The sequence below is a fragment of the Microcystis sp. LEGE 08355 genome (assembly GCF_015207185.1).
In the GTDB taxonomy this organism is placed as follows: Bacteria; Cyanobacteriota; Cyanobacteriia; order Cyanobacteriales; family Microcystaceae; genus Microcystis; species Microcystis panniformis.
Window position 1 is genome coordinate 1 of the sequence record NZ_JADEXI010000009.1, and the last position, 24,751, is coordinate 24,751.

The following is a 24,751-nucleotide window of genomic DNA, read 5'->3' on the forward strand; positions in this document are numbered from 1 at the left end:
ACTATAATCAGAGGAAAACGAGGAATGCCCAACTTTTGAGGAACTCCAATAACTAAAGCGGGACGAATTCCTTCCTGTTCTCTGCCTTGGGGGTTTTGCGTCGGGAATCTGGCGATCACCACATCTCCAACAACTATCGGATCGGACATTAATCTTTGCCACCCTCGACAACTAAGCCAATACTAGAAACATATTGTACGGGTTTGCCTAACATTAAGGGATCTATTTCTCCCCAATCGTAAGGTTCATAATCTTCTAAACGAGATAGTTCGCTATCTAACCAATCATCTCTAGGGGCTGTTTTTTCCGAGGGATTGGGCTGTTTCAGGGAGTCTAAGGGTTTAGTCATGGGGAAAAAATGTCCTATACACAAACATTTTACCCACTATTGACTAACTTTTTAGTTCATCTACACCTCTATTTCCTCTAGCCATGTCCGAATCACGCTGATTAAGTTGGATTGTTGGGGAGGGAAGGTGAAAAAGTTGGTAGGGAAACTGACAGAGAATCGTTACCAATTTTCTCAATTCCTGAGATATATTTAATGGATGAAGTTCGATGTAAAGATTAAATCTCTGTTTCTATTGGTATGTTAGTGGGTGTATCTTGACTGATTAAAATTAAATTAGATACAGGGGTGTAAATATCACACTCAATTTCTGGTACTCGAATCGTTACAATTAATGTATAGCGAACAGGTTGATCATGGCGTTCCTCTTGTATTTGTTCTTTCCACCATCCACCAACAGGATAAACGCCTATCATTCCTCTACTTGCTAAATCGACGGACGTTCCTGTCCATATATCAGAATGAAGTGAACCTTGACTCCTTAAATAAGGACCCAAAAACCAGTTATCTTCCTCTTTACTGCCAGAAATATTTTTTTCTTCTTTTCTGGTAGCTTTATTAATTCTATGTCGAAATTGGTCATCGGTCTCTAAAGGTTTTTTTACTTGAAATCTGAGTCCATAAGAGGCATAATGGTGTTTTCTTTTATAACCTCGCTCCCCTGGATTAGGTTCTATAAAATACGATAAAGTTACTCTCAGTTCTACCTTGGCTTCTCCTAATTCTTCTAACTTTTCTTTTGGCCAGGGTAAGCTATGAAGATTCATTTTGTCTGTTTTAATGACACTACCATCTTTTTTAAAAGGTGTCAATTGATCTTCAATAACCATTGTTAAGTCACTATTTGAACTTTTTTAAGCTCTGTCTAAATCAGGAACACCATATCCATAGCGACGAATCAAATTTTTTTTATCTTGCTGCTTCAATTTCTTTGGAAAATTAGCTATCATCCTAACAGTCCATTCGGCTGAATGAACGATTAAAGCGCGTATTGTTTCTGGCCAATATTTGGGATTTTCTGAAAGAATTCGAGCAGCCATATAACTAGCGAGTGCAGTTGCACAACTGGTATCACACATATAAGTAAACAATTTATAGTTATGACTATGAGCAGTTGTTAATAAGCATAAATCGTCAATCATTTGTGCATAATTTTCCCCATCTGAGGCATAATTTCCCCCTTCACAAACAATATCAGGACGAATTGGCCATTGATTTTCCCAAGAAACAGAAGTACAACTTTTAGGAGATAAATCACCCCAAGGAGCTACAGGTTGCCAACCGTGAAAGTCGGGATGACTGATATTAACTTTTTCAGTGTAAGCTCCCACAACAAGAGCATTCCAAGCTTGTGCTGGGTTTTCAATTGTTGCCACATCATTGCGGGTTAAATAATCAGATAAAGATATTTCTTCTCTGATATTTCCTGCTGAAATAATGATTAATCGCTTAAAATTATCTTCACCAAAAGATAGTTGATCTATTGCTGCTGACCATGAGGAGGGAGTTCCATAATTTGGTGATGGCTGCTCGCTAGTTACAGCCATACAGAAAATACGTTTTCGCTTGGGATTTTGTATTTCTGGACGAGAGACTGCTTGCTCTGTAATTGCGCCATAAAGTTCAGGATCATTTTGTCCGACAGGAGGGAGAATTTTAACTGATTCTAAACGGTGAATAAGCGTTATATATCCTTGTGTTTGTAAAGCATTAAATAAATCATCATAAAGAATTAAACCCGCCATTTCTGTACCATGTGTATTATGAGGATCATGAGTTCCCCAATTAGGATCACAAGTATATAAATCACTACTATCAAGACCTTTTTCAATCAGTTTATGTCGTCTATTAACTCCATAATCAAGAAGACAGACAGCAACAGCATTATCTCTAGGAGGTAAAGTTCGATTCCATAAATCCTCGACCCATTCCTCCTTTTCAATTAATTTCATATCAAGAAAAAAGGAAAGGCGTATCTTTAGCAATTCTTAATTCTGCAACCGTATCAGAATTTTGAAGAACTTGCTGTATTTTTTCTACATTAGCCATAGCTAAAGTAACAGTTCTTTCGGGAAAATGTATATGAAATTTAGTCATAATATCGAGTCTTTGAGCAATGGTTTGGAAGTCTTCAAGTTGTCCACGACGTAACCATACTTCCCACCATATTGATTGTCCATTCTGAGGAAATAAAGCAGGATCATCAGTAAATAATGATTGAACTGTACCAATTTCAACGTTTTCTAGTCGGGTTCTTAGGGCTGCATTTTTTGGCTTTCCTTTTGTTGTTTCTTCATCACGATATTGTTCTACTTTGTTCTCAAAAAATTCTATCTCTGACTCTGGTACAAAAACCGTAGCTTTAACTGTGTCTTCTTGGTCAGTAGAAGGCTTAACAGCAACTAATTCAATTTTTTTAGTTTTATTTTCTAAGCTGTCAAAAGCATTCGCTTGATCTTTTGTTACCTGAAATTCTAAATATAATCCGGGTTGTCCGACGGCAATTTCCGATAAACGGGATTCTAATTGTTGACGAGCTTTCGTAATCGCTTCACCAATAGCAAGTTCTAATTTTGCAGCGTGTTCTATTCTGTTCCGATCGAGTGGTGGTAGAGAATTAAATGAGCGCGGTGAAGTATAATTGACGCTTTTACGAAATTTATCGTTATTCCGTAGATACAAGTGAGGAAGACGGCGAGAACGTTGCGACATTATGGGATTAGGTTTTATTCATTGAAGTTCAGATCCTTACGTTCCATAATAGCTGAAATCAGAGAATCTTCGCTTACCTTCTGACTATTTGACAAAACAGCTTGCTTGGCTGCGTCATCTGTCGCTCTGACAATTTCAGCTTGAGCGAGTCCATTGGCTTGATTAAGAATGTTTGACCAATCTTTCCAGTCAATTTCAAAAGAAATAAGACGAGATTCAATCAATTCACGAATAATTGCGGCATCAGGAAGCTGATATTCAATTACATCATCAAAACGCCTAAAAAGAGCTTTGTCTAGTAACTGAGGATGATTAGTCGCTGCCAAAATCAAACTATCCCCTTGCTCTTGTTCTAAAAACATCAAAAAAGAATTGAGAATGCGACGAATTTCTCCCACGTCGTTAGAATTGTGACGTTGAGTCCCAATCGCATCAAATTCATCAAAAAAATAGACCCCTTTTGTTATTGTCATCGCCTCAAAAATCAGTTTTAAACGACTAGCCGTTTCTCCCATATACTTGCCCATTAGACTATCGTATAAAGTCGTAAACAAAGGTAATTTAAGCTCTCCTGCTAAAGCTTCAGCCGTCATTGTTTTACCAGAACCCGGTGGACCTACTAACAACAGTTTCCGGCGAGGCGTAAGATTATGTTCTCTGAGTCTTTTTCCTTGTCTTTGTTCAGTTAATACTCGTTTAAGTCTAAATTCAAGGTCAGAGGTTAAAATCATATCCGATAATCGAATATCGGGATATCTGACCGAAACCAGATTGGCTAAATCTCCTTTTGGTTGTACTAAAGGAATTGGATCAGATTTTTTTTCAATAACCGATTTACTAGCCTTTGCTTGGTCAATTAATTCGCGAATTTCTTGGGCTAACTTACCATGTCCTTGTCTTGCTTCGTGTGCAGCCATCTGTAGGGCAGCAGAATAAAATTGCTGCTCTTCTCCTTCTACATGACTTTTTAGAAGTGCTAGAATATGGCGAGCGGTGGACATGATACCTCGTTAAGTTAAACTCCCCATCATACTCAATGATTTTAACTGTGACAGGCACTATATAAAGAATGATTTCCCTTTTGGACTAATTTTGATCGGTATAGTTAAATTGTACTAAATAAATTGTCCTATTGGCTAGGAGAAACCCGTATTTAATCGTTTCCTTGCTTTCGTGGCTATTCGATAATTTTCCCGCTTCTCCCTAAAAATTACCGTCCCGCTCGCTAAACTGCCAAATCGATAAGATCCTTTGACCTTTCGCCGCCTTATTGAGCAAAACTAGGTATAAACACTTTCTTAAGAATTAACCTATGTCACAATAGATGAAGATAAACCAAATAGTGTGAAGTTGTAAACTTAGGTATTACTGAATGGAACCGCTTTATCAGTACGCGTGGCTAGTTCCCGTCCTGCCTTTGGTAGGCGCTACCCTAGTCGGTGCGGGCTTAATTTCCTTTAATGAAGTCACCAATCGTCTGCGACAGGTGAATGCTGTATTAATCATTTCTACCCTCGGTGCGTCGATGGTGCTGTCTTTTGCACTGCTGTGGAGTCAAATCAATGGACACGCTCCCTACAACCAAATGATCGATTGGGCATCGGCGGGTAACTTTCACCTGAAAATGGGTTATACGATCGATCATCTCAGTGCTTTAATGTCGGTTATCGTCACCACCGTAGCCTTTTTGGTGATGATTTATACCGATGGTTACATGGCCCACGACCCCGGTTATGTGCGTTTTTACGCCTATCTCAGCATTTTTAGCAGTTCTATGCTCGGTTTGGTCATCAGTCCCAACCTCGTCCAGATCTACGTTTTCTGGGAATTGGTGGGGATGTGTTCCTATCTGCTGGTAGGTTTCTGGTTCACTCGTCCGGCGGCTGCCGAGGCCTGTCAAAAAGCCTTCGTTACCAACCGCGTCGGCGATTTTGGCTTATTACTGGGAATGCTGGGGCTTTTCTGGGCCACCGGTAGCTTCGAGTTTGATATCATGGGTGAACGTCTAGAGGAATTAGTCTCTTCTGGAGCCATTGCCGGCAGTTTAGCGGCATTATTCGCCGTTTTAGTCTTCCTTGGACCGGTGGCCAAATCAGCCCAATTTCCCCTTCATGTCTGGCTACCGGATGCCATGGAAGGTCCGACCCCGATTTCGGCCCTGATTCACGCCGCCACCATGGTGGCCGCTGGAGTTTTCCTGATTGCTCGGATGTATCCCGTTTTTGAGCCAATTCCCACGGCGATGACGGTAATTGCTTGGACGGGGGCCTTTACTGCCTTTCTAGGGGCAAGTATCGCCCTCACCCAGAATGATATCAAAAAGGGTTTAGCCTATTCCACCATCTCCCAATTGGGTTACATGGTTATGGCTATGGGTATTGGTGCTTATAGTGCGGGGTTATTCCACCTGATGACCCACGCTTATTTTAAAGCGATGTTGTTCCTCGGTTCCGGTTCGGTCATCCACGGTATGGAGGATGTGGTCGGTCATGAGCCGGTTTTAGCGCAAGATATGCGGATGATGGGCGGTTTACGCAAGTATATGCCCATTACTGCCCTAACTTTCCTGGTGGGAACTCTGGCCATCTGTGGGATTCCTCCTTTCGCTGGTTTCTGGTCGAAGGATGAAATTCTCGGTTTAGCTTTTGAAGCGAACCCAGCTTTATGGTTAATCGGTTGGGGGACTGCGGGTTTGACGGCTTTTTATATGTTCCGGATGTACTTTAACACCTTTGAAGGGGAGTTTAGAGGGACTAATAAGGAGATTAAACGGCGACTGTTAGCCAATGCGGGCGCGATTCCGGCTTTTGGACCGGGGGCAATGAATGTTAAGCAATTGGACTCGGAAGCACAGGAAGAAGACAACCACGGCCATCATGCCCATGAACCCCACGAATCGCCAATTACTATGACTTTACCTCTCATGATTTTGGCGGTTCCTTCTTTGTTAATTGGTTTGGTGGGTAAACCTTGGCAGAATTTCTTCGAGGGTTTTATTCATGTTCCTAACGAAGTGGTGGAAGAAGTTCACGCTTTTGATTGGACAGAGTTTCTGATTATGGCGGGTAATTCGGTGGGGATTGCTTTAATCGGGATTACTGTCGCTTCTTTGATGTATCTCCAGAAGAAAATTGACCCCGCAACTATTGCCGAAAAATTCCCCGCTTTGTATCGTTTTTCCCTGAACAAATGGTACATTGATAATCTCTATGATCGGGTTTTTGTCCAGGGTTGTCGTCGTCTCGCGCGGCAAATTATGGAAGTGGATTATCGCGTTATCGATGGGGCGGTGAATTTAACCGGTTTAGCTACTCTTGTCAGTGGTGAAGGTCTTAAATACCTGGAAAATGGTCGCGCCCAATTCTACGCTTTAATTGTCTTTGCCGCAGTTTTGGGTTTAGTAATTGTCTATAGTCTGGTGTAGATTTTTAATCGGTTGACTAAAGATTTTTGGGGGCGCAAAGCCCCTTTTTTTAGCTTTAAGTCCCCCTTTTTAAGGGGAATTTAGCCTGCATTATTCATGAGAGTAGGGTAAAAAAACCTGAAACGACTACCAGATATAAGTTACAGCGACTTGATCTCAACAACAGTCTGTTTTGTCTCTCCGTCACTGGGCTTTCAGGAAAGAAAATAATGGTTAAAAAAGCAGAAAAAAGGGGACAAAAAACTCTATAATGTTAGGGACAGTAAGAGTTAAAATTTTCGTTGATCATGACTGAGTTTTCTTCTCAACTTTCGCTAAACTTCTTTACCAAAAAACCTTTAGAAGCCAAGTTCTCTCGCCTTGATTTGAGTTCAGATGCGGGGGTACTTCTGGTTAGACAAGCAGAAGAACAACTGAAAATTTGTGAAGGATTAGCAGATTGTTTGGAGGATAATCGAGAGCCGGGTAAAGTAAAACATTCTCTACATCAGTTAATTAGTCAACGAGTCTATCAAATAGCATCGGGCTATGAAGATAGCAACGATAGTAACTATTTGCGTGACGATCCTATTTTTAAGATTGCTTGCGATAAAGTTCCGCTTCCAGGAGAAGAATTATTAGCTAGTCAGCCAACGATGAGTCGATGGGAGAATCAGGTAACAAACAGAGAAATCAAAGGAATGCGTCGCTTTTTTGTTGACCAATTCCTCAAAAGTTATTCACAACAACCAGAAGAAATATTGCTAGATATAGATGGCTGGGATGCTTTGACTCATGGGCATCAGCAACTAAGCTTATTTCATGGTTATTATGGACACTATATTTACTTTCCCGTATTAATTAATGAAGCTGCGAGCGGTTCCCCGTTAGTTCTACAACTTCGAGCGGGAAATTCTCACCCAGGTAAAGGGGTAGCGGGGATACTAAGATGGCTATTTTGGCGGTTAAGAAAAGCGATGCCAGGAGTGAGAATTATTTGACGAGGAGATGCGGGCTTCTCCTTGCCTGAAATCTTGAAAGTTTGCGAACGCAGTGAAGTTAAATATGCGTTTGGTTATAGTAGTAATGCAGTCTTGAAACAAAAAATTAGTTATCTTCTGGATCAAGCAAGATTACAATATCATCGCACGGGAGAAAAAGCCCGATTATTTGATGATGTTTATTATGCGGCGGGGACTTGGAAAGAGCCACGACGAGTAGTAATGAAGGCAGAATGGTTAGAAAAAGGGGCTAACCCCAGATTTATCGTTACCAATTTACTCACAGATGCCCAAGAACTCTATGATGATTTTTATGTCCAAAGAGGAGCTAGTTCGGAGCATAGAATTAAAGAATTAAAACTAGGAATCAAAGCTGACAGACTCAGTTGTCAAAAATTTATTGTCAATCAGTTTCGTCTGTTTTTATCTCAAGCTGCTTATATTTTGATGCTGGGGATTCGGCAAGCAGCACAGGGGACAAGATTGGCAAAGGCGACAGTTTCTCGTTTAAAAGAAACTCTTATTAAAACTGCTGCAAAAGTTAGTGTTTCGGTCAGAAAAGTATTAGTTGAGTTAGCAGCTCATTGTCCATTTGCTTATGAAATTAGACTAATTTCACAGCGACTTTCTAGTGGAGTTCAATTAATTTTTTTTAAAAGCCAAGCCTTCCTAGGATTATTGTATCTAAATGACAGTTTTAGTCGCTTTTTTAGGCTTTAATTGTTAATTTTGTGCGGTTGATTAAGGATTTTTACTTACTTATTTAACCCCAAAAAAAACTGGATGTAAATCCAGTTTTTCGGGTTCCTTGTTTTTTGGTTCATGAATAATGCAGGTTAGGGTTTGCGGCAAAAAGTACGGGCGAAGCATTCGGATAGAAAATCTACGGTTTCACCGATAGGTTATTGCCCGAATGCTTCGCCCCTACAGGACGCGGGCCGATGAAGACGCAAGGTTTTGAACGACGATTCTCTCAAAATCTTGCACCTGTTTCGCTCGTAAAGCCCCAAAACCCTTACTTTGCCTACATTTCACATTTATTCAGCAAGCCCTATTTAGTCTTAAAAAATGAAACTAATAAGGCGAGACCATTGTAGCTTATTTTCAGAACAATAGCCGATTTAGTTCACAAATCTTTAACCTTTTCCTGCCAGTTTCTTTTTTTGATCGCAGTGACAACTCAAACCCCCCTTCCCACCCCCCAAGAGACTTTGCCCTCAGAGTCCTTCACTAATAGCCTTAATCGTCAAATAATCATCATTCTTGACTTTGGCTCCCAGTATTCTGAATTAATCGCCCGCAGAATCCGGGAAACGAACGTTTACTCCGAAGTTCTCTCCTATCGTACCAGTGCCGAACAATTGGCCCAAATCAACCCGAAAGGAATAATTCTTTCGGGCGGTCCCAATTCCGTCTATGATCCGGTGGCGCCCCACTGTGATCCCGAAATTTGGAATTTAGGTGTACCCATCCTCGGAGTTTGCTACGGGATGCAATTGATGGTACAGCAGTTAGGGGGCAGGGTAGAACGGGCAAAACGGGCCGAATACGGCAAAGCATCCCTATTTATCAACGATCCTACCGATTTATTAACCAATGTCGAGGACGGTTCCACCGCTTGGATGAGTCACGGGGATTCCTGCGTGGAATTGCCCGCGGGTTTTGAAATTCTCGCTCATACCGATAATACCGATTGTGCGGCCATTGCCGATCACAGGAAAAAACTCTTTGGAGTACAGTTTCACCCGGAAGTTGTCCATTCTGTGGGAGGAATCGCCTTAATTCGCAATTTCGTCTATCATATCTGCAAATGCGAACCCACTTGGACCACGGAAGCTTTTGTCGAGGAATCGATCCGAGAAATTAGGGCAAAAGTGGGCGATAAGCGAGTTTTATTGGCCTTATCCGGCGGTGTGGACTCCTCTACCTTAGCATTCCTCTTGCATCGAGCGATCGGTGATCAACTAACCTGTATGTTTATCGATCAGGGATTCATGCGTAAGGGTGAACCAGAACGATTAATGCAGATATTTAACGAGCAATTCCATATTAGAGTCGAGTATGTCAACGCTAGAAAGCGATTTTTAGCGCAAGTGGCCGGTGTCACGGATCCCGAAGAAAAGCGCCGTCGTATCGGCCATGAATTTATTCAGGTGTTTGAAGAAGAATCGAATCGTTTGGGACCCTTTGATTATCTGGCCCAAGGAACTTTATATCCTGATGTGATTGAATCGGCCGATAGTAATGTGGATCCCAAAACCGGGGAAAGAGTCGCGGTTAAAATTAAAAGTCATCATAACGTTGGTGGACTGCCGAAAAATCTCCGGTTTAAATTAGTCGAACCCCTGCGAAAATTATTTAAGGATGAGGTGAGAAAATTAGGCCGATCAATTGGTCTTCCGGAAGAAATTGTTCGTCGTCAACCTTTCCCCGGCCCCGGTTTAGCGATTCGCATTTTAGGGGAAGTGACCGCAGATAAATTAAATATTTTGCGCGATGCAGATTGGGTAGTGCGCGATGAGATTAATAAGCAGGGAATGTATCACGATTTCTGGCAAGCTTTCGCGGTTTTATTGCCTGTCCGCAGTGTGGGAGTGATGGGAGATCAACGCACCTACGCTTATCCTATTGTCCTACGTTTAGTCAGCAGTGAAGACGGAATGACTGCCGATTGGTCGCGGGTTCCCTATGATTTATTGGAGACAATTTCTAATCGCATTGTCAATGAAGTTAAGGGAGTTAACCGCGTGGTTTATGATATTACTTCTAAGCCACCCGGAACTATAGAATGGGAGTAGTATTGAATTATTGATTGATCGTTATTCCCGTCCAAATATTGGGGCGGGATTTTTGCAGAATAGACAATTGAGGAGATTAATTACTACCATGGCACAGTTAGAGATGTGGGAAGAAATAGAAGCGGTGGATTTTGCCGAAGAAGAAGAAGATATTGCAGGAGAATCAGCAAACCAAAAAAACCTACAACTCAAAGAAATCTCCGAGACTGTTGTTGCTGGAAGTGATTGGACTACCGCAACGATCCGCGATCAATTAATTCGAGAAAATATTCAACTCAATCCGCGCTTTCAAAGACGAGATGCTTGGAATATTACTCGTAAAAGTCGATTTATTGAATCCCTAATTCTAGGGTTTCCAGTCCCACAGATTGTCTTAGCTACTAATAATAAGGAAAAAGGGAAATTTATCGTTCTTGATGGCAAACAACGCCTACTAACAATTTTACAGTTTTATGGTGACAGTGCCACACCTAATAATAGTTTTACTTTAAAAGATTTAGAATTTCTAGATAATCTCAATGGCTGCCAATATCAGGATCTAAAAAATGACTTCAATTTAAATGATTTCTTAGACCAACTGGATAATCAAACTATCCGCACGATTGTTATCCGTAATTGGAAAACGGAAAGTTTCCTTCATAAAATTTTTCTGCGTCTCAATCTGGAAAATACCCCTTTGTCTCCACAGGAATTAAGACAAGCATTACACCCAGGGGGTTTTATTAATTTTTTAGATGATCGAGCGATCGAAAGTCAAGCATTAAAGAAAATATTTAAATCTTCCTATCCCGATTTCCGGATGCGCGACACTGATATATTATTGCGTTATGTAGCTTTTCATTATTATTTATCTGATTATCGCGGTGATGTTCAGATGCTTCTAGATAAAACCTGTCAAAATTTCAATCAAGAATGGGAAAAACGCTCAGATGAAATTATCAATGTTGTTGATCAATTTGAAAAAGCTGTCCAAACAACAATTAATATTTTTGGAGAGAAAAACTTTTCTCGTCTCTGGTTATATAAAGAAGGAAAGTATCGAAGTCAGTTGAATCGAGCAATTTTAGATGTGATGGTTTTTTACTTTTGCGATGATCTAATTAGAGCAGCTGCCGAGAAAAACAAAGAACAGATAGAAAATGCTTTTAAAGAATTATTATCTAACCCTGACAATGAATTTAGGAACTCGGTAGAAAAAACTACTAAAAGTATTAGAGCAACTTACAATCGTTTTCATTTATGGGGTCAAGCTTTATCAGAAGTATTAGATATTAACTTCAATATTCCTCAGATGGAAGACAATCGTATTATTTTTAAGGGGTTAAGATAGTTGTTTTTTTTACTATGCCGAAATCTCTAAAATTTAGACAACTAACCAGAGAATTGACTCGACTAAAAAGACAATTCCTACCTCGTAAATTTAGCGAGATAAATGAATATTCTGAAAGACAATTAGCTTTAACTTTTGCCTATCGAGTTTTTGCTCATGCTGAGATTGAATCTTATCTTGAAGATCGAGTTTTGGATACAGTACAGACAGCAAAAAATATCTGGGATAATCAAGGTAAAGCTGGTCGAGTTTTGTTATGTGTAATCGCTTTTTCTGGTCAAGAAATGGAAGCTCCTCCCGACACCCTTACTCCTCTTAAAGGTAAGAAAAATCTGCCTAAAGATAAAGTGAAAATAAATAAAAAAATTGACAAAGCGATTAGATGTTTTAAATCAGTTATCGATCAAAATCATGGGATTAAAGAAACTAACCTATTAAAATTACTCTTACCAATCGGCATCGATAGTGATGACTTAGATAAAGTTTGGTTACTAAATATGGATACTTTTGGAGAAGAACGCGGTGAAATCGCTCATTCTTCGGGAATAAAAACGAAAAAAACGCCTAACCCTGCCGACGAATTAGAAAGAGTTAAACAAATTATTCAAGAATTAGAGAAAGTCGATCAATTGATTACTAACTTGCTTAAGTAATTGCCCTCTTAATAAAATTTAAAGTGTTAATTATATCAGAAATACAGTATAATAAAAAGCAGAATGTAGGTTGGGTTGAAGCATGAAACCCAACACCCGCATAGTTTACGCTACCGCTAACCCATCCTACCAATAATTGTGCCTCCCTACTTACAGTATAATGAAAGGCAGACAATAGAGAGCTAATCATCAAGGTGAAACATAGACCAATTGCGATCGATTTATTTGCCGGCTGCGGTGGGATGTCCCTTGGTCTAGAAGCGGCGGGATTTGATATTGCTGTAGCGGTGGAGTTTGATGCAGTCCATTCCTTGGTTCATCATTTTAACTTTCCCTATTGTCAAACTATTTGCCGGGATATAGCCAAAGTAACAAGTAGAGAAATATGGGAATTATTAAAACTAAAAGGCTATGCCACCGATGTTAGTTTAATTGCCGGCGGTCCCCCCTGCCAAGGTTTTTCATTGATTGGTAAACGACAAATAGATGATCCTAGAAATTCTCTTGTATTTGAATATCTGCGGATTGTAGCAGAAATTAAACCCAAATATTTTATCTTTGAAAATGTCCCCGGCATGGCTACCGGTAAACATAAACAATTTTTAGAGGAGTTAATCTCTGAATTTGAAGCTATTGGCTATACAATTAATCAGCCAATTAAAATCCTTGATGCCAGTGAATACGGCGCACCACAAAAGCGCAGAAGATTAATCTTAATTGGTAGTCGAAAAGACGTGACGATGGCTAAATATCCTTTGACAAAGACCGTCGATTTGAACTCAGCCAAAAAATCGGCTTTTACCAGCGTCTATGATGCGATTTCAGATTTAGAATTAATACCTGCCTTTATCGATACTGATTTAGGCATACCTGCATCAAAATTAGATTATAGTGGTAAGAGGAAAAAATATTCAGTGCAGCCAGGGGATATTTTTAAACTTTGCCATCAAAGAACAGTAGATACAAAAATCTATGGACATATAGGCTCGGTTCATACCCAAAGATCAATTGATAGATTTATCGTAACCGAACCGGGTACAGTGGAACCAAAAAGTCGCTTTTTAAAGCTTTCTCCCACTGGTTTATGTAATACTCTCCGGGCCGGAACTAATAGTGACAAAGGGGCCTATACTGCTCCCAGACCCATTCACTATTCTATTCCTCGTTGTATTACTGTACGAGAAGCCGCCAGATTACATACATTCCCCGATTGGTTTCAGTTTCACCGCACAATATGGCATGGTTTTCGTGAGATTGGTAATGCAGTTATTCCGCTATTATCGAAAGAACTCGGTGATGCTGTGATGGAAGCAATGAATATCAATACCGCTAATCTCAACCGAGTTATTTTAGAAAAAATGTCAGCCGAATTATTGCTGTATAATATGTCTCAGGCATCAAACTATTGGGGCATCCCCGACGATGTTATTCCGAAAAGAAAACGAGGTGTCTCTCAGAGATAGTACGATTAACTGCCAATCGAACTTGAAAAACTCGCTCCCATCTTCCCACTCTCCTATACTTTTTAAACAGGATTTACTATCATTTTTATTATTCGGGAACCGTCCACCAAGCGAGAGCAAAAGCTTGTTCTTTCTCGTTAACTTGTTGACGATATTGAACCCGAATTTTATAGTTTCCGGAGATGGGGACAGGACAAAAAATATGCTCTAAACTATCACTATCACTCAGGGAAGCACAGGTGTATTTAGTATTATTATCCTCTTGGGCAGGTAAAAGATACACATCTAAATTATTCAGGCCGCGATCTCGGAAACTTTCATCGAGATCATAGAGATTATTGCCATTAGTATCGATTAGTTCTACCAAACGATCCCAAGCCAAAGTTATCGAAACAAAACTATTAGCTTTTAAGGGCTTCTCTAGGGCATAATCTTGATAACCATTAGGGGTAACTGTAGCGTAATCCCAACCAATGGCAGGAATAGATTCTGCGGCGGACCATTGACCATTACTAAACTGTTGGTAGGCGCGAAAAGTGTTAAGATGTCCCGTCCCCATCTGCATATCTAAAGGAATTTTCGGGTCTTTATAAGCATCGGACTCTAACCAAGTTTTTTGGTCTTTAGTTAAGACCGTCCGTCTCATACCTAATCGTAACCCATCGCCCTTATCTTTAATTTTATCGGCAGCATTAAGCATTACTGCTTTCATCACTTGATGATGACGAGAATCGAGACTCCAATGGGGATTTTTTTGATTAATTTGTTGATCGCCGTATTCTTGTAAAAGTGCCACCGATGCCGTAATATGAGGGGCGGCGAAACTGGTGCCACTAACAGTATTTAATTTACCTTTGAGGTCATAAAGCTCTATTTTATTGCCGGGAGCAACTAAATTAATCGACCGCCTGGAACCATCATTAATTTCCCGTTTAATTAAACTCCGACCAATACCCACCGGCAAAGCACTAATATTAGCAAAATCAACTTTAGTGAATTTTCCTTCTCTTTTGGCTGTATAGGCGGTAGTAATGCCGTTAAAATGATCGGTGGGAATGGGAATTCCTCCCTTACCTTGATTACCAGCAATTACATAAAGAACATCATCAACTCGCGATGACCAATCAACACATTGAGTTAATAAAGCTTGACCATCTAATTTTGGTTCCTGTCGTTGATCTCTTTGCAAAGATTCCCCAAAACTAAAGTTAATTGCGCGCACATCACCGCTATTTTGTCGGGCAATATTTTGGCTAGTAAGACATTCTTCCGGTTGTCCACCGCGTCGCAAAGAACCTACCGCCCCCGAATATAATCTCGCTTTTGGGGCCACTCCGGGGATTTTTTTATCATCACTTACCATCATCGTTGCCACCATAGCGGCGTGATTATCTAGATAGGTGTTGGGTTTGGCAATTTGATCGCGAAAAAAAACACCAGCTAATTTATAGGGAGGCTGCCAAGCTGCCACTTTATCATAACCGAACTGCGCCGGTCGGCCGATTTCCACTTGACCGATGGCAATTTTTCGCCCTAATAAATTATAGGGTTCCGCCCGTAGGCGATCGGCATAAATTCCCTGTTCACCGATGGAATTAGAAAGAACTAGGGAAGGAAGCAGAATTATCGTTACTACTAACCCGACGACAAACCAAAACCCTCTTTTCATCATCAGCAATCCTGCGGCAGTAAGGTGATATCGATCCATTCTAAGACAGAAATATCAGAAAATACCTAAGTCTCTTTTTTGGCTAGGTGGGATGGTAATAAAAAGCCACTGCCAAGATTAAATAGGTGGCTAGTAATAGGGTTCCATCTAACCAATTGGAACGACCGGTAAAGCTGATTAAATTAGTGACAACCACCGCTACAATCAAAGCCACCACGTTAAAGGGATTAAAATTTAAATCCATCGGTTGCTGCCAAAATTGACCGATAAAAACTAATAAAGGTGCCACGAATAAAGCCACCAATAAACTATCACCCATAGCCACGGAAACCGTTAAATCCATCTGATTTTTTAGGGCTAATTGAGTGACGGTAACTATTCCAGAAACATCGCTAATTAAAGGAATGAAAATTACCCCGATAAAGAGAGGAGTGAGATTAAATCCTTCCATCACCGATTCCACTACATCAACAAATAAATCTGACTCATAGGCTACAGCTACGGTGGAAGTCAGCAGCACAAGTAACCAAATCCAGACTTGAGCTTTTTCTTCCTCACTAACCTGATTATCGGGGGTATTTTCGTTACTTAATCCCACTTCGTAGAGATAGCTATGGGTTTTCAGGGAAAATAATAAAGTTAACCCGTAAACTATTAATAAAACCGTGGCGGTGACTAGGGAAAGACTGAGAATATCGGCAACTTCCACCACGTTAGAAGTATATATTACCAAAGTTGGTAAAGCGATCGCTATTACTGCTAAAGTCATAGAAGAACCATTTACCCGGGCTAAAATCGGTTTAAATTCTTGCTCTTTGTAGCGAATTCCTCCCGTGAGCATTCCCATGCCCATAAATAATAATAAATCACTGAGAATACTACCGGTAATACTGGCTTGTACGATGTCCACCAAGCCTTTTTTTAGGGCAATTAAGGCAATAACTAAAGTGGTAGTATTGCCAAAGATAGCATTAACTAATCCTCCCAAAGTTGGACCAGTAACTACGGCAACTCTTTCCACAGACGTGCTTAACCAAATTGACAGGGGAATGATCGATAAAGCGGCAGTGATAAAAATAGCTTGATCCCCCCAATTAAGACGACTAGCGACCACCGATAGGGGAATAAATAATAGGAAAGCAAAGGAGACAATTTTTCTTAAATTCATGGGTTATTAATGGTGATTTCTCCCACCATTCCCGCTTCAGCATGACCTGGAATAGTACAGATTAATTTATACTTACCAGTTTTGAGAGGAACTATTACCCATTCTGCCTGTGCATTAGGTTTTAATTCTAGTTCGTGAATTGCCCCTTTAATCTCCACTTTTCCCGCTTCAACTTTCTGCGTCCAACTAGCATCGGCGAAGTCTTTAGCGGTAAAATAATGTTTAGTGGGACTGGGATTATCGAGGATTAATTTGTATTTTTGTCCGGCAATAAAGTTTAATTGACTAGGAAAGAATTTTAATTCTCCTTGCCCGGAGCCTAGACTAATTTTAACTTCTAGAGGGGCGGCCACGGCGAAGGCGGGAAAAGTCACTAACCAACAACTAATTAAAACTATTACTAATGCCACAAATTTTTGATAGATATACTGGCCAGCGAAGTAGGGATTAGAATTCATTTTGCTCCTGCAGCTGATAATAGAGAAAATCTGGCGGCTTTGACGATAATTTTACAACAAGTGGTGATTCCTAAGTGAGTGGGTGGAATTAAATATAAAATGAACGTAGGTTGGGTTGAAGCATGAAACCCAACGCCCGCTCATGTTACGCTACTGCTAACCCATCCTACAAATAATTGTGCCTCTCTACTTACCGGCTCTTTTCCCTTCTATCCCTTAAAAGTCCCTTGGCCACTGTTCAAACCTCGGGACTTCTAGCCACTGTCAGTTAAATCGACAAAACTAATCTAAGCTATCGGGAGAATGGGGATAAAGTTGTTCTGCTTCTGGACAATCTTCCGAGACATTAATATCAGGATTCGTCCGCGACACCGAGGCCAGTTTTCTGCTAACCGCACCAATACTTTCTAAACGCACCATTTCTTCCCAAGAACTAATTTCGTCTTCTTCTTCTGTTTCGTAGCGAATGGTGACGAGATCGCTTTCTAGATCGACAATACGAGCATTATCAATCCATCTTTGCTGATCGCGCAAGAAAATGCAGACTTCCTGACCATCCATACAGAATTGATAAATCTTGCGGTGTAACATAAATTGCTCCTAAACAGCTTCTTTTGTTGGATTCAACTAACGGGAAGTGACAAAATGCCAATCTCAGCAATAGCTCAAAAATTCCCGCGGATAACACAAAAGGGAGAAAAATTCCGCTAGCAGTGGCAAGAATGGGAAAGGAAAGTCAGGTTTCCAGTTTGGGGCTACGTTCTTCAAAGACATCGATTCGATTAATAGACGGCCTCGGCGATCACTAAAAAATCGCCCTTATAGAGTCATTGTGACATAAATTTTCACTTCCTAACAGTATTCCTGGATGGAATCGGGAATAAGGTTTAGGGATGAGGTTATGCCATTTTTCTTTATTCATGGCAGGTATCCTACTCCCCTCTTGCGCCCCTCCACCCCCCACATCCTTAGGGCAGGGGGAGTTTGGGGGTGAGGGCAATTAACCATATCTGCCATTACTTTTGAAAAATGCTATCAGTACCGTCCCCTTTCCAACCCCGAAAAATAGCTATAGACGCTCTGCCATCTTGGCAAGTCATGGGGCATCGCTCGCCACTTGATTCCGTTGGCCGATAAATAAAAAATGGCTGTGAGCTTATAGCTACTTCAGGGTAAGCGCATCTTAAGGAGCCTTGACAAAATGAACTTTATGTGAGTTGCTTACCCACGATTCAGGCATATTTGAGGAGAATTTGCCATCTCAATTGTTAAGCAAAAATCGACCAAATCGGTCGAGTTCGTAACTATTCTGATTGACTGGTATCACTTGAAATGCCCACGCAGATCACAAAATTGGTCAATTGTCAATAGCGTTTGAGATGCGCTCACCCTCGGTTGGGGAGTGGGGAGACGATGCCAAATCTGGTTATAATTCACATTTACCAGAAACGCTATATTCATTTCAATCATTCCGAAATAACTAAATAAACTTCTAATCCTTTTTGACCTTCTTTGTCAAATTTTAAGCCTATTTCAGAATCTTTTATCTCTCTTATTGGAATTCTTCGGCGAGGGGTATTTTTGCCATTTTTATTAATTTGAATACTTTCAATAATAGCATTTTGACATATTTTTTTATTTTCACTGACTAAAAAAACTTTTTTACCAACTTCTAGTCTTTTATTGGGTTCCTGTGGCTCATCTGATATTTTGATAGCGCAAGCTTGTTGCTGTTGATACCAATTGACAACTTTACCGATCTTTTGAAGCTTTCCTATCTTTTTCTTCCTATCAACAAAGCAATAAAGAACTAATTCACTCATAGCTTGACATATAGCTTCGACAAAATCACATAATTGTAGTAACTCATTGGCATTAAGAACGGTATCTATTTCTTTACCATGAGCAGAATTATTACGAAGTTCTATAAAATTCTTTAATTCATTTTCCACACTACCCCTACTATTATTGTCAATAAAATTCTTAACTTTTTTATGATTTTCTATCCATTGCCAAGAATCAGTTGCAGATATGCCAGCATTGGCTAAAAGTCTGGTTAATTGCTCTTTTCTAAGATTAGCTTCATGTAACAAAAAAGCGGCTGATGTGAGATTATATCTGCTTGTATTTTGGTATTCAGTATCAAATAAATTTTTGATAATGTCCCTCTCTGAAAGAGAATCGAAGCGATTTCTTTTATTTTCATTGCTCAGTAATGTAGCACAACCAGTCTGATGCTGATTTCTTACAGATTCAGGTAAATCTTGATAGCAACTATATAATTGAGGCAGCAAAATAATCCAATCTCTTACTAGATTTTCGACAAAATTTTCGTAAAGAGCATATAACCTTGTGATAGATGAACAATGATCGTTAACTAGCCACTTTCTTGTTAGAGGAGCGTTTGCTTGAAGATATTTTAAGTCTTCTGTGTTGAGTTGTGAAGGATTATCCGCAATAATTTCTCTAAGTTTTTCACTGATATTAATTATTGATTGAATGGTATTTATCTCATCCTTTAGGTTATTTAAAAGTCCTTCAAACATTCTCAAATACTCTGCTTAAGAACTCGTTGAATCAGAGAATCAAAAATTTGAATACGAGCTTTAAAATCATCTTTGGTATCCCCTTCTCCGGTGAAAAGTCCTTTTTTTAATTTTTTATCTTGATGAGTAATTCCCTGGGAATCTTGAGTAAATAAGCTGATAGTTTCATCAATTATCGCTGATTTTCTAGTAATTAATTCTTGATAATCAGATAAATGGTTGCTGAAACTGATCATCACTGCATCATAGTAAACTTTATAAGCTTTCGATTTATGTGTTTTGGTTTTACTATCGAAAGGCTTAAATAACTGATCCTGATAAATGCTAGATACTAACTCTATAGTTTGGTTAAATACTCGCTCGAACTCTTGGATATTCTCGTCGGAAAAATTAAGACTTTTTTTCATCATATAATTATCCAGATATTTAGATAAATTACCAGTATATTGATCAATATCCCTCAGGGCAAAAAAACGTAGGATTAATTCTACATCTTCCATCTTTTTATAAAATCCACTTTCTTTAAGTTTTTCTTTATCATTAATAGGAATATCCCAAGCTTTAGCAAAAATAGTATTCTCAGAAAGCTTTAATAAAAGTTCATTGAATTTCCCAGAGTAAAGACAGTTTCTTATTTCTTGGCGACTCAAAGATACACCTCCTGTATTGAGGCGTTCAAAAACCAGTTGTTTTAAAGATAAAGCTTCCTCTATATCCGATAGAGACTCGGTAATAACAACTATAGTTGAAATGGCGCGTCGATTGATACCATCTTTGATTTTTGCAGGAAGACTTTCATAGGTTCTTCCTTCTAATTCAGGCCAGATCTCCAACCCTGTTAATTTTAATTTGTTATTATAAAAATTCTCAATTGCTGTGATTCTTTGTTGACCATCTATTACTTCATAGGAGTTATAGGAAGTTTCATAGAGAATCAGAGGAGGTACGGGAATATTCATCAAAAAAGATTCAATCAGTCTCGATTGTTTTTGTGCGTCCCAGCGATCCCGTCTCTGATAGAAAGGACGCTTTTTCACATAGTTAGGTTTATTTAAAGACTCAGCAAAACTAGGCAACTTTTCTCGATTCATTTCTAATAATATTCTTCGTTCACCTTGTTCATATTTTTCATTAATTTCATTATCTGATAATTTTTTAACATCCTTTCGGGAACGTTTTTGCCAAGGATTTGTTTTAGTTTGTGAGATTGTCATAATTTCCCACCAGAGGGGTACAAATTGATATGACCGGACTTCCCTCATTCATTTTTAAGCATAGACTGAGGATATATACGAGAATTAAGAGTTATTGGTAATCTTCCCAGATAACTCTCAAAAGTTAATTCTCTTCAATTGGCAACTGGTCACTGACAACTGGTCACTGATAACTGATTAGGATTTTTGGCTGAAATAGGCCTCTAGCGCCTCATTGATGATTTGATTCATCGGCCGTTTTTCCGTTTCCGAAGCTTCCTTGAGACGGACAAACATATCATCGGGGACGCTGACACGGTTTTGATTTTTACGCACGCGTTTGGGTTTTGATTCAGTAGTAGTAGTTTCGGTCATTTTAGGTGTGTAGGTGGCTGAAAATGCTTGTAAAGCAGGGAAATTGACTCGATGACAGAATTCTCCGAAGGTTTCGTTATTTTGTTGATCCTGTTGGAAGTAAACAAAAATCGGTTCTAAGACCTTTTCTAGATCATCGATCGCCATTTTATCCAAATAGGGGCGCGCTAGTCGAGTTTGATCGGCTGTTCCTCCCAACCAGAGTTGGTAGGAATTGGGAGCGCTACCCACAAATCCTAATTCTGCCATATAGGGACGCGCGCAGCCATTGGGACATCCTGTCATGCGGATGACAAATTGCTCTTTGGATAATCCTAAGCGATTAAGCAGGGTGCGAATGCGTTCAATCACGCTGGGTAAGATTCTTTCCGACTCAGTAATCGCTAATCCACAGGTAGGCCAAGCAGGACAGGCCATGGAATAACGGGTTAAAGGGTCAATTTCGGCGGGATTGGTGATAATTCCGTGTTCTTTCAGGATCGCCTCGATCGCTTGCTGATCCTTGGGTTCGATTTCGTAGAGAATGATATTATGGTTAGCCGTCAAGCGCATGGGCAACTGAAAACGCTCGATAATCACTTTTAAGGCGGTTTTTAGCTGAAAACTGCCTTCATTTTTGACCCGGCCATTCTCCACAGAAAGACCAAAAAATAATTTTCCGTCTCCCTGTTCATTCCATCCCAAAAAGTCTTGATATTTCCAATCGGGGAGGGGTTGGTAGGGGGCAATTTTTTGGCCGAAATAACCCTCAACAGTGCTGCGGAATTTTTCTACTCCCCATTCTTCGAGGATATATTTCATTCTCGCATGACGACGATCGCCGCGATCACCGTAATCCCTTTGGGTTGCCACGATCGCTTTTACCAGATCGTACACATCTTCTTTGTCCACATAACCGATCGCATCGGCCATTCTGGGGAAAGTTTCCTCCTTATTGTGAGTCCTTCCCAGTCCACCCCCCGCAAGGATGTTAAAACCCTGTAATTGACCGTTTGCGTCGGTAATCACCACCAAACCGAGGTCATTGGTGTAGATATCGATGGAGTTGTCTCCCGGCACGGTGACACCGATCTTGAACTTACGGGGCATATAATGTTGACCGTAGATCGGTTCGATCGGATCCTTTTTGTTAATGCCATTTGTATCTTTTTGTCTCGATGCCTTGACTTCTGGCGCTTCTTCTGCACTGATAACTTTTTCGCCATCGAGCCAAATTTCGTAGTAAGCGCCAGTTTGGGGAGTGAGCAAATCGGCGATATTATTGGCATATTCCCAAGCATAGCCGTATTCGGGGCGATTTTTGTAGGGGGCTGGCGGTGCGGTGACATTGCGGTTAACATCACCACAGGCCGCTAAAGTGGATCCCATACTGCGGATAATTTCCCCGAGGGTAGCTTTGAGATTTTTCTTTAAAATGCCGTGTAATTGGAAGCCTTGGCGGGTTGTCACGCGTAAAGTGCCGTTACCGTAGCGATCGGACAAACTATCGAGGGTAAGATATAGTTGCGCGGGAATAAACCCCCCCGGACTGCGGGTACGCAACATCATTTGATAGTCTTTTTCTTGACCTTTGGCTCTATTGTCGCGATTATCCTGTTGATAGGAACCGTGAAACTTGAGGATCTGCACCGCCGCATCGGTAAAATGGGTTGTATCTTCGAGGAGTTCACTGGCCAAAGGTTCTCGTAGATAATTACTGCGTTCTTTGATACCTTCGACTTTAGAAACCTTGGCGGTAGGAGAAATAGGAGTTGTAACCATCGTCTAACAGCACGATAACCTGTGGATAGGTCTTAGGAATAGGAATTTAGACAAGCTCGATCGATCCTAAGAAGTTTTACTAACATGATCTCTAGAGTTCGTTCCAGACTCTGAGGTTAACAGTAGCGATCGAGACATCAATTCTATCTTAGCTTCTTACTGTCCCCCGCGAACGCCATCTACCGATCGACTTTTTATGACCAATTCTCCTAACATTAAAACGGTTATTAGTCAAGAACCCTACATTATTCTTAACAATCAGGGAGAAATTCTCCCTTCTATTAATCTGAGTCGTCCTAATTATAAATTGGGGCGGGATGGTCAACAGGTGGATTTAGTTGTTCCCCAACACTGGACGGTGGTGAGTCGAGTACAAGCTTGTTTTCGTCGTCAGGGAGATGATTACTATATCTACGATGGAGACGGGACTAATCCTAGTTCCAATCAACTTTTTATCAATAATCGCGTGATTACTCCCAAAGATGGCTATCTTTTACAAAATGGGGATGAGATTAATATCGGTCAAGATGTCAAAAATTCGGTCAAGATTACCTATTATCATCCTAACCAACAGGTAAAAAGCCCACCTTTAGCTTTTAAATCGGTTTCCCTAAGCAATCGCAGTGTAGTTTTAGGACGAGATAAGGCTGCCACTGTGGTTTTAGACGCTCCGACAATTTCCCGACAACACGCGATTATCGACAGCGATAACCAAAATCGTTATATTCTCCACGACAAAAGCACCAATGGAGTCTTTATCGACGGACAAAAAGTATCGGGTAGTGCCATTTTAACTAATGGTTGTACAGTGAGAATCGGCCCCTATAGTTTTCGGTTGCAGGGAGATGACTTAGTTTTATTAGATACAGGGGATAATATCCGTCTGGATGCCGAAAATATCGTCAGGATGGTGCGGGATAAAAAGAAACGACCTTTAATAATTCTCAATCATATCTCCCTACCGATCGAACCGAGTCAATTAGTGGCAATTGTCGGGGGAAGTGGTGCGGGAAAATCGACTTTATTAAAGACTTTATTAGGAATTGAACCCACCACCTCGGGAACTGTTTATCTGAATGGGGAAGAGCTGCGCCAGAATTTTAATATCTATCGCACCCACATCGGTTATGTTCCCCAATACGATATCGTTCACAGGGATTTAACCGTGGGAGAAGTGTTATATTATGCTTCTAAATTAAGGCTACCTCCCGATCTTAATTGCCAAGAAGTGATCGAGAAAACCCTGCAGCAGGTGGAATTGTTAGAAAGAAGAAATACTTTAGTCAGAGACTTAAGCGGTGGTCAATTAAAAAGGGTGAGTATTGCGGTAGAATTATTAGCTAATCCCAAATTATTCTTTTTAGATGAACCCACCTCGGGATTAGACCCCGGTTTAGATAAAAAGATGATGGAATTGCTGGCAAAATTGGCCAAAGAAGGCAGAACAATTCTCCTAGTCACCCATGCTACTAATAATATCAATCTCTGCGATCGATTAGTTTTTCTCGGTCAAGGGGGCAATTTATGTTATTTTGGTTCTCCGGGGGAGGCCTTAAATTTTTTCTCTTTACCTCAGGGGGATTTTGCCGATATTTATATTCATCTAGAAACTAGCGAAAAAGTTGAGCAAGAATGTCAACGTTTCCAACAATCCGACTACTACAAAAATAATATTGAAGCAAGAATCGGTAAAATATTTCAGCAAAATCATAGTAAACCGCAACAGGTTCAACAATCTTTTTGGCCACAACTACAGGTTTTATGTCAACGCTATAGCCAGTTAATTATCCGTGATCAATTTAGTTTAATTTTATACCTATTAACCGCCCCGATTGGAATTTTCTTAATGGCCATGGTTTTAGGGGACAAAAA

19 protein-coding genes and 1 pseudogene are annotated in these 24,751 nt (G+C 40.2%); 7 read left to right on the forward strand and 13 right to left on the reverse strand.

The window, feature by feature from the left end; translation table 11 throughout:
- Positions 1–148: 148 nt before the first annotated feature.
- From IQ242_RS00880 to IQ242_RS00890, 5 genes are all read right to left on the reverse strand, one after another.
- Complete coding sequence (locus IQ242_RS00880) at positions 149–349, reverse strand: hypothetical protein (protein WP_002765629.1); 201 nt, start codon at positions 347–349, stop codon at positions 149–151.
- 218 nt (positions 350–567) lie between these two features.
- Positions 568–1,179, reverse strand: a complete 612-nt coding sequence (locus tag IQ242_RS25670; RefSeq protein ID WP_228020745.1) for a hypothetical protein — start codon at positions 1,177–1,179, stop codon at positions 568–570.
- Positions 1,180–1,203: 24 nt separating this feature from the next.
- A complete protein-coding gene (locus IQ242_RS25675; protein ID WP_228020746.1) occupies positions 1,204–2,301 on the reverse strand; it encodes a S8 family peptidase in 1,098 nt (365 codons plus the stop codon).
- Position 2,302: 1 nt separating this feature from the next.
- A complete protein-coding gene (locus IQ242_RS25680) occupies positions 2,303–3,061 on the reverse strand; it encodes a hypothetical protein (protein WP_228020747.1) in 759 nt (252 codons plus the stop codon).
- Between the two features lie 14 nt (positions 3,062–3,075).
- Positions 3,076–4,062: an AAA family ATPase gene (locus tag IQ242_RS00890; RefSeq protein ID WP_123230585.1), complete on the reverse strand. Its 987-nt coding sequence runs from the start codon at positions 4,060–4,062 to the stop codon at positions 3,076–3,078.
- 371 nt (positions 4,063–4,433) lie between these two features.
- On the opposite strand from IQ242_RS00890, the gene IQ242_RS00895 reads away from it, so the two are divergent.
- The 6 genes and pseudogenes from IQ242_RS00895 to IQ242_RS00920 all read left to right on the forward strand — a co-directional run bounded on the left by IQ242_RS00895 (position 4,434) and on the right by IQ242_RS00920 (position 13,709).
- Positions 4,434–6,485: an NAD(P)H-quinone oxidoreductase subunit 5 gene (locus IQ242_RS00895; protein WP_002802520.1), complete on the forward strand. Its 2,052-nt coding sequence runs from the start codon at positions 4,434–4,436 to the stop codon at positions 6,483–6,485.
- Between the two features lie 287 nt (positions 6,486–6,772).
- Positions 6,773–8,116: pseudogene (locus IQ242_RS00900) on the forward strand (IS1380 family transposase); the annotation flags it as partial.
- Between the two features lie 521 nt (positions 8,117–8,637).
- Positions 8,638–10,263, forward strand: coding sequence for a glutamine-hydrolyzing GMP synthase (guaA, locus tag IQ242_RS00905; RefSeq protein WP_193958699.1), 1,626 nt, complete (start codon positions 8,638–8,640; stop codon positions 10,261–10,263).
- An 88-nt stretch (positions 10,264–10,351) separates the two neighbouring features.
- On the forward strand, positions 10,352–11,593 hold the full coding sequence (locus IQ242_RS00910; RefSeq protein ID WP_193958700.1) for a DUF262 domain-containing protein: 1,242 nt from the start codon (positions 10,352–10,354) through the stop codon (positions 11,591–11,593).
- A gap of 14 nt (positions 11,594–11,607) precedes the next feature.
- Complete coding sequence (locus tag IQ242_RS00915; RefSeq protein ID WP_193958701.1) at positions 11,608–12,246, forward strand: HEPN domain-containing protein; 639 nt, start codon at positions 11,608–11,610, stop codon at positions 12,244–12,246.
- A 194-nt stretch (positions 12,247–12,440) separates the two neighbouring features.
- Positions 12,441–13,709: a DNA cytosine methyltransferase gene (locus IQ242_RS00920; protein ID WP_193958702.1), complete on the forward strand. Its 1,269-nt coding sequence runs from the start codon at positions 12,441–12,443 to the stop codon at positions 13,707–13,709.
- A gap of 88 nt (positions 13,710–13,797) precedes the next feature.
- Here IQ242_RS00920 and IQ242_RS00925 read toward each other — a convergent pair whose 3' ends face one another.
- From IQ242_RS00925 to sir, 8 genes are all read right to left on the reverse strand, one after another.
- Positions 13,798–15,417, reverse strand: a complete 1,620-nt coding sequence (locus IQ242_RS00925; RefSeq protein WP_193958703.1) for a S8 family serine peptidase — start codon at positions 15,415–15,417, stop codon at positions 13,798–13,800.
- A 43-nt stretch (positions 15,418–15,460) separates the two neighbouring features.
- Complete coding sequence (cax, locus tag IQ242_RS00930; RefSeq protein ID WP_002735957.1) at positions 15,461–16,546, reverse strand: calcium/proton exchanger; 1,086 nt, start codon at positions 16,544–16,546, stop codon at positions 15,461–15,463.
- Positions 16,543–17,004, reverse strand: coding sequence for a cupredoxin domain-containing protein (locus tag IQ242_RS00935; RefSeq protein ID WP_193958704.1), 462 nt, complete (start codon positions 17,002–17,004; stop codon positions 16,543–16,545). The genes cax and IQ242_RS00935 overlap by 4 nt, the downstream gene beginning before the upstream one ends.
- 282 nt (positions 17,005–17,286) lie before the next feature.
- Positions 17,287–17,595 (reverse strand): DUF6679 family protein, encoded by a 309-nt coding sequence (locus IQ242_RS00940; RefSeq protein ID WP_002757875.1) that lies wholly within the window; start codon positions 17,593–17,595, stop codon positions 17,287–17,289.
- Between the two features lie 444 nt (positions 17,596–18,039).
- Positions 18,040–18,150 (reverse strand): transposase, encoded by a 111-nt coding sequence (locus IQ242_RS00945; protein WP_370582930.1) that lies wholly within the window; start codon positions 18,148–18,150, stop codon positions 18,040–18,042.
- A gap of 320 nt (positions 18,151–18,470) precedes the next feature.
- Positions 18,471–19,550, reverse strand: coding sequence for an MAE_28990/MAE_18760 family HEPN-like nuclease (locus IQ242_RS00950; RefSeq protein WP_193958705.1), 1,080 nt, complete (start codon positions 19,548–19,550; stop codon positions 18,471–18,473).
- 2 nt (positions 19,551–19,552) lie between these two features.
- Complete coding sequence (locus tag IQ242_RS00955) at positions 19,553–20,812, reverse strand: DUF262 domain-containing protein (protein ID WP_193958706.1); 1,260 nt, start codon at positions 20,810–20,812, stop codon at positions 19,553–19,555.
- Positions 20,813–20,941: 129 nt separating this feature from the next.
- Positions 20,942–22,879: a sulfite reductase, ferredoxin dependent gene (gene sir / locus IQ242_RS00960; RefSeq protein ID WP_193958707.1), complete on the reverse strand. Its 1,938-nt coding sequence runs from the start codon at positions 22,877–22,879 to the stop codon at positions 20,942–20,944.
- Between the two features lie 196 nt (positions 22,880–23,075).
- Here sir and IQ242_RS00965 point away from each other — a divergent pair.
- Positions 23,076–24,751: ATP-binding cassette domain-containing protein (locus IQ242_RS00965; RefSeq protein WP_193958708.1), on the forward strand; the 1,676-nt coding region annotated here is incomplete at its 3' end.

Coding starts and splice junctions, on each gene's coding strand:
- IQ242_RS00880 (WP_002765629.1), bottom strand. CDS start 349: ATGACTAAACCCTTAGACTCCCTGAAACAGCCCAATCCCTCGGAAAAA.
- IQ242_RS25670 (WP_228020745.1), bottom strand. CDS start 1,179: ATGGTTATTGAAGATCAATTGACACCTTTTAAAAAAGATGGTAGTGTC.
- IQ242_RS25675 (WP_228020746.1), bottom strand. CDS start 2,301: ATGAAATTAATTGAAAAGGAGGAATGGGTCGAGGATTTATGGAATCGA.
- IQ242_RS25680 (WP_228020747.1), bottom strand. CDS start 3,061: ATGTCGCAACGTTCTCGCCGTCTTCCTCACTTGTATCTACGGAATAAC.
- IQ242_RS00890 (WP_123230585.1), bottom strand. CDS start 4,062: ATGTCCACCGCTCGCCATATTCTAGCACTTCTAAAAAGTCATGTAGAA.
- IQ242_RS00895 (WP_002802520.1), top strand. CDS start 4,434: ATGGAACCGCTTTATCAGTACGCGTGGCTAGTTCCCGTCCTGCCTTTG.
- IQ242_RS00910 (WP_193958700.1), top strand. CDS start 10,352: ATGGCACAGTTAGAGATGTGGGAAGAAATAGAAGCGGTGGATTTTGCC.
- IQ242_RS00915 (WP_193958701.1), top strand. CDS start 11,608: ATGCCGAAATCTCTAAAATTTAGACAACTAACCAGAGAATTGACTCGA.
- IQ242_RS00925 (WP_193958703.1), bottom strand. CDS start 15,417: ATGGATCGATATCACCTTACTGCCGCAGGATTGCTGATGATGAAAAGA.
- cax (WP_002735957.1), bottom strand. CDS start 16,546: ATGAATTTAAGAAAAATTGTCTCCTTTGCTTTCCTATTATTTATTCCC.
- IQ242_RS00935 (WP_193958704.1), bottom strand. CDS start 17,004: ATGAATTCTAATCCCTACTTCGCTGGCCAGTATATCTATCAAAAATTT.
- IQ242_RS00940 (WP_002757875.1), bottom strand. CDS start 17,595: ATGTTACACCGCAAGATTTATCAATTCTGTATGGATGGTCAGGAAGTC.
- IQ242_RS00950 (WP_193958705.1), bottom strand. CDS start 19,550: ATGTTTGAAGGACTTTTAAATAACCTAAAGGATGAGATAAATACCATT.
- IQ242_RS00955 (WP_193958706.1), bottom strand. CDS start 20,812: ATGAGGGAAGTCCGGTCATATCAATTTGTACCCCTCTGGTGGGAAATT.
- sir (WP_193958707.1), bottom strand. CDS start 22,879: ATGGTTACAACTCCTATTTCTCCTACCGCCAAGGTTTCTAAAGTCGAA.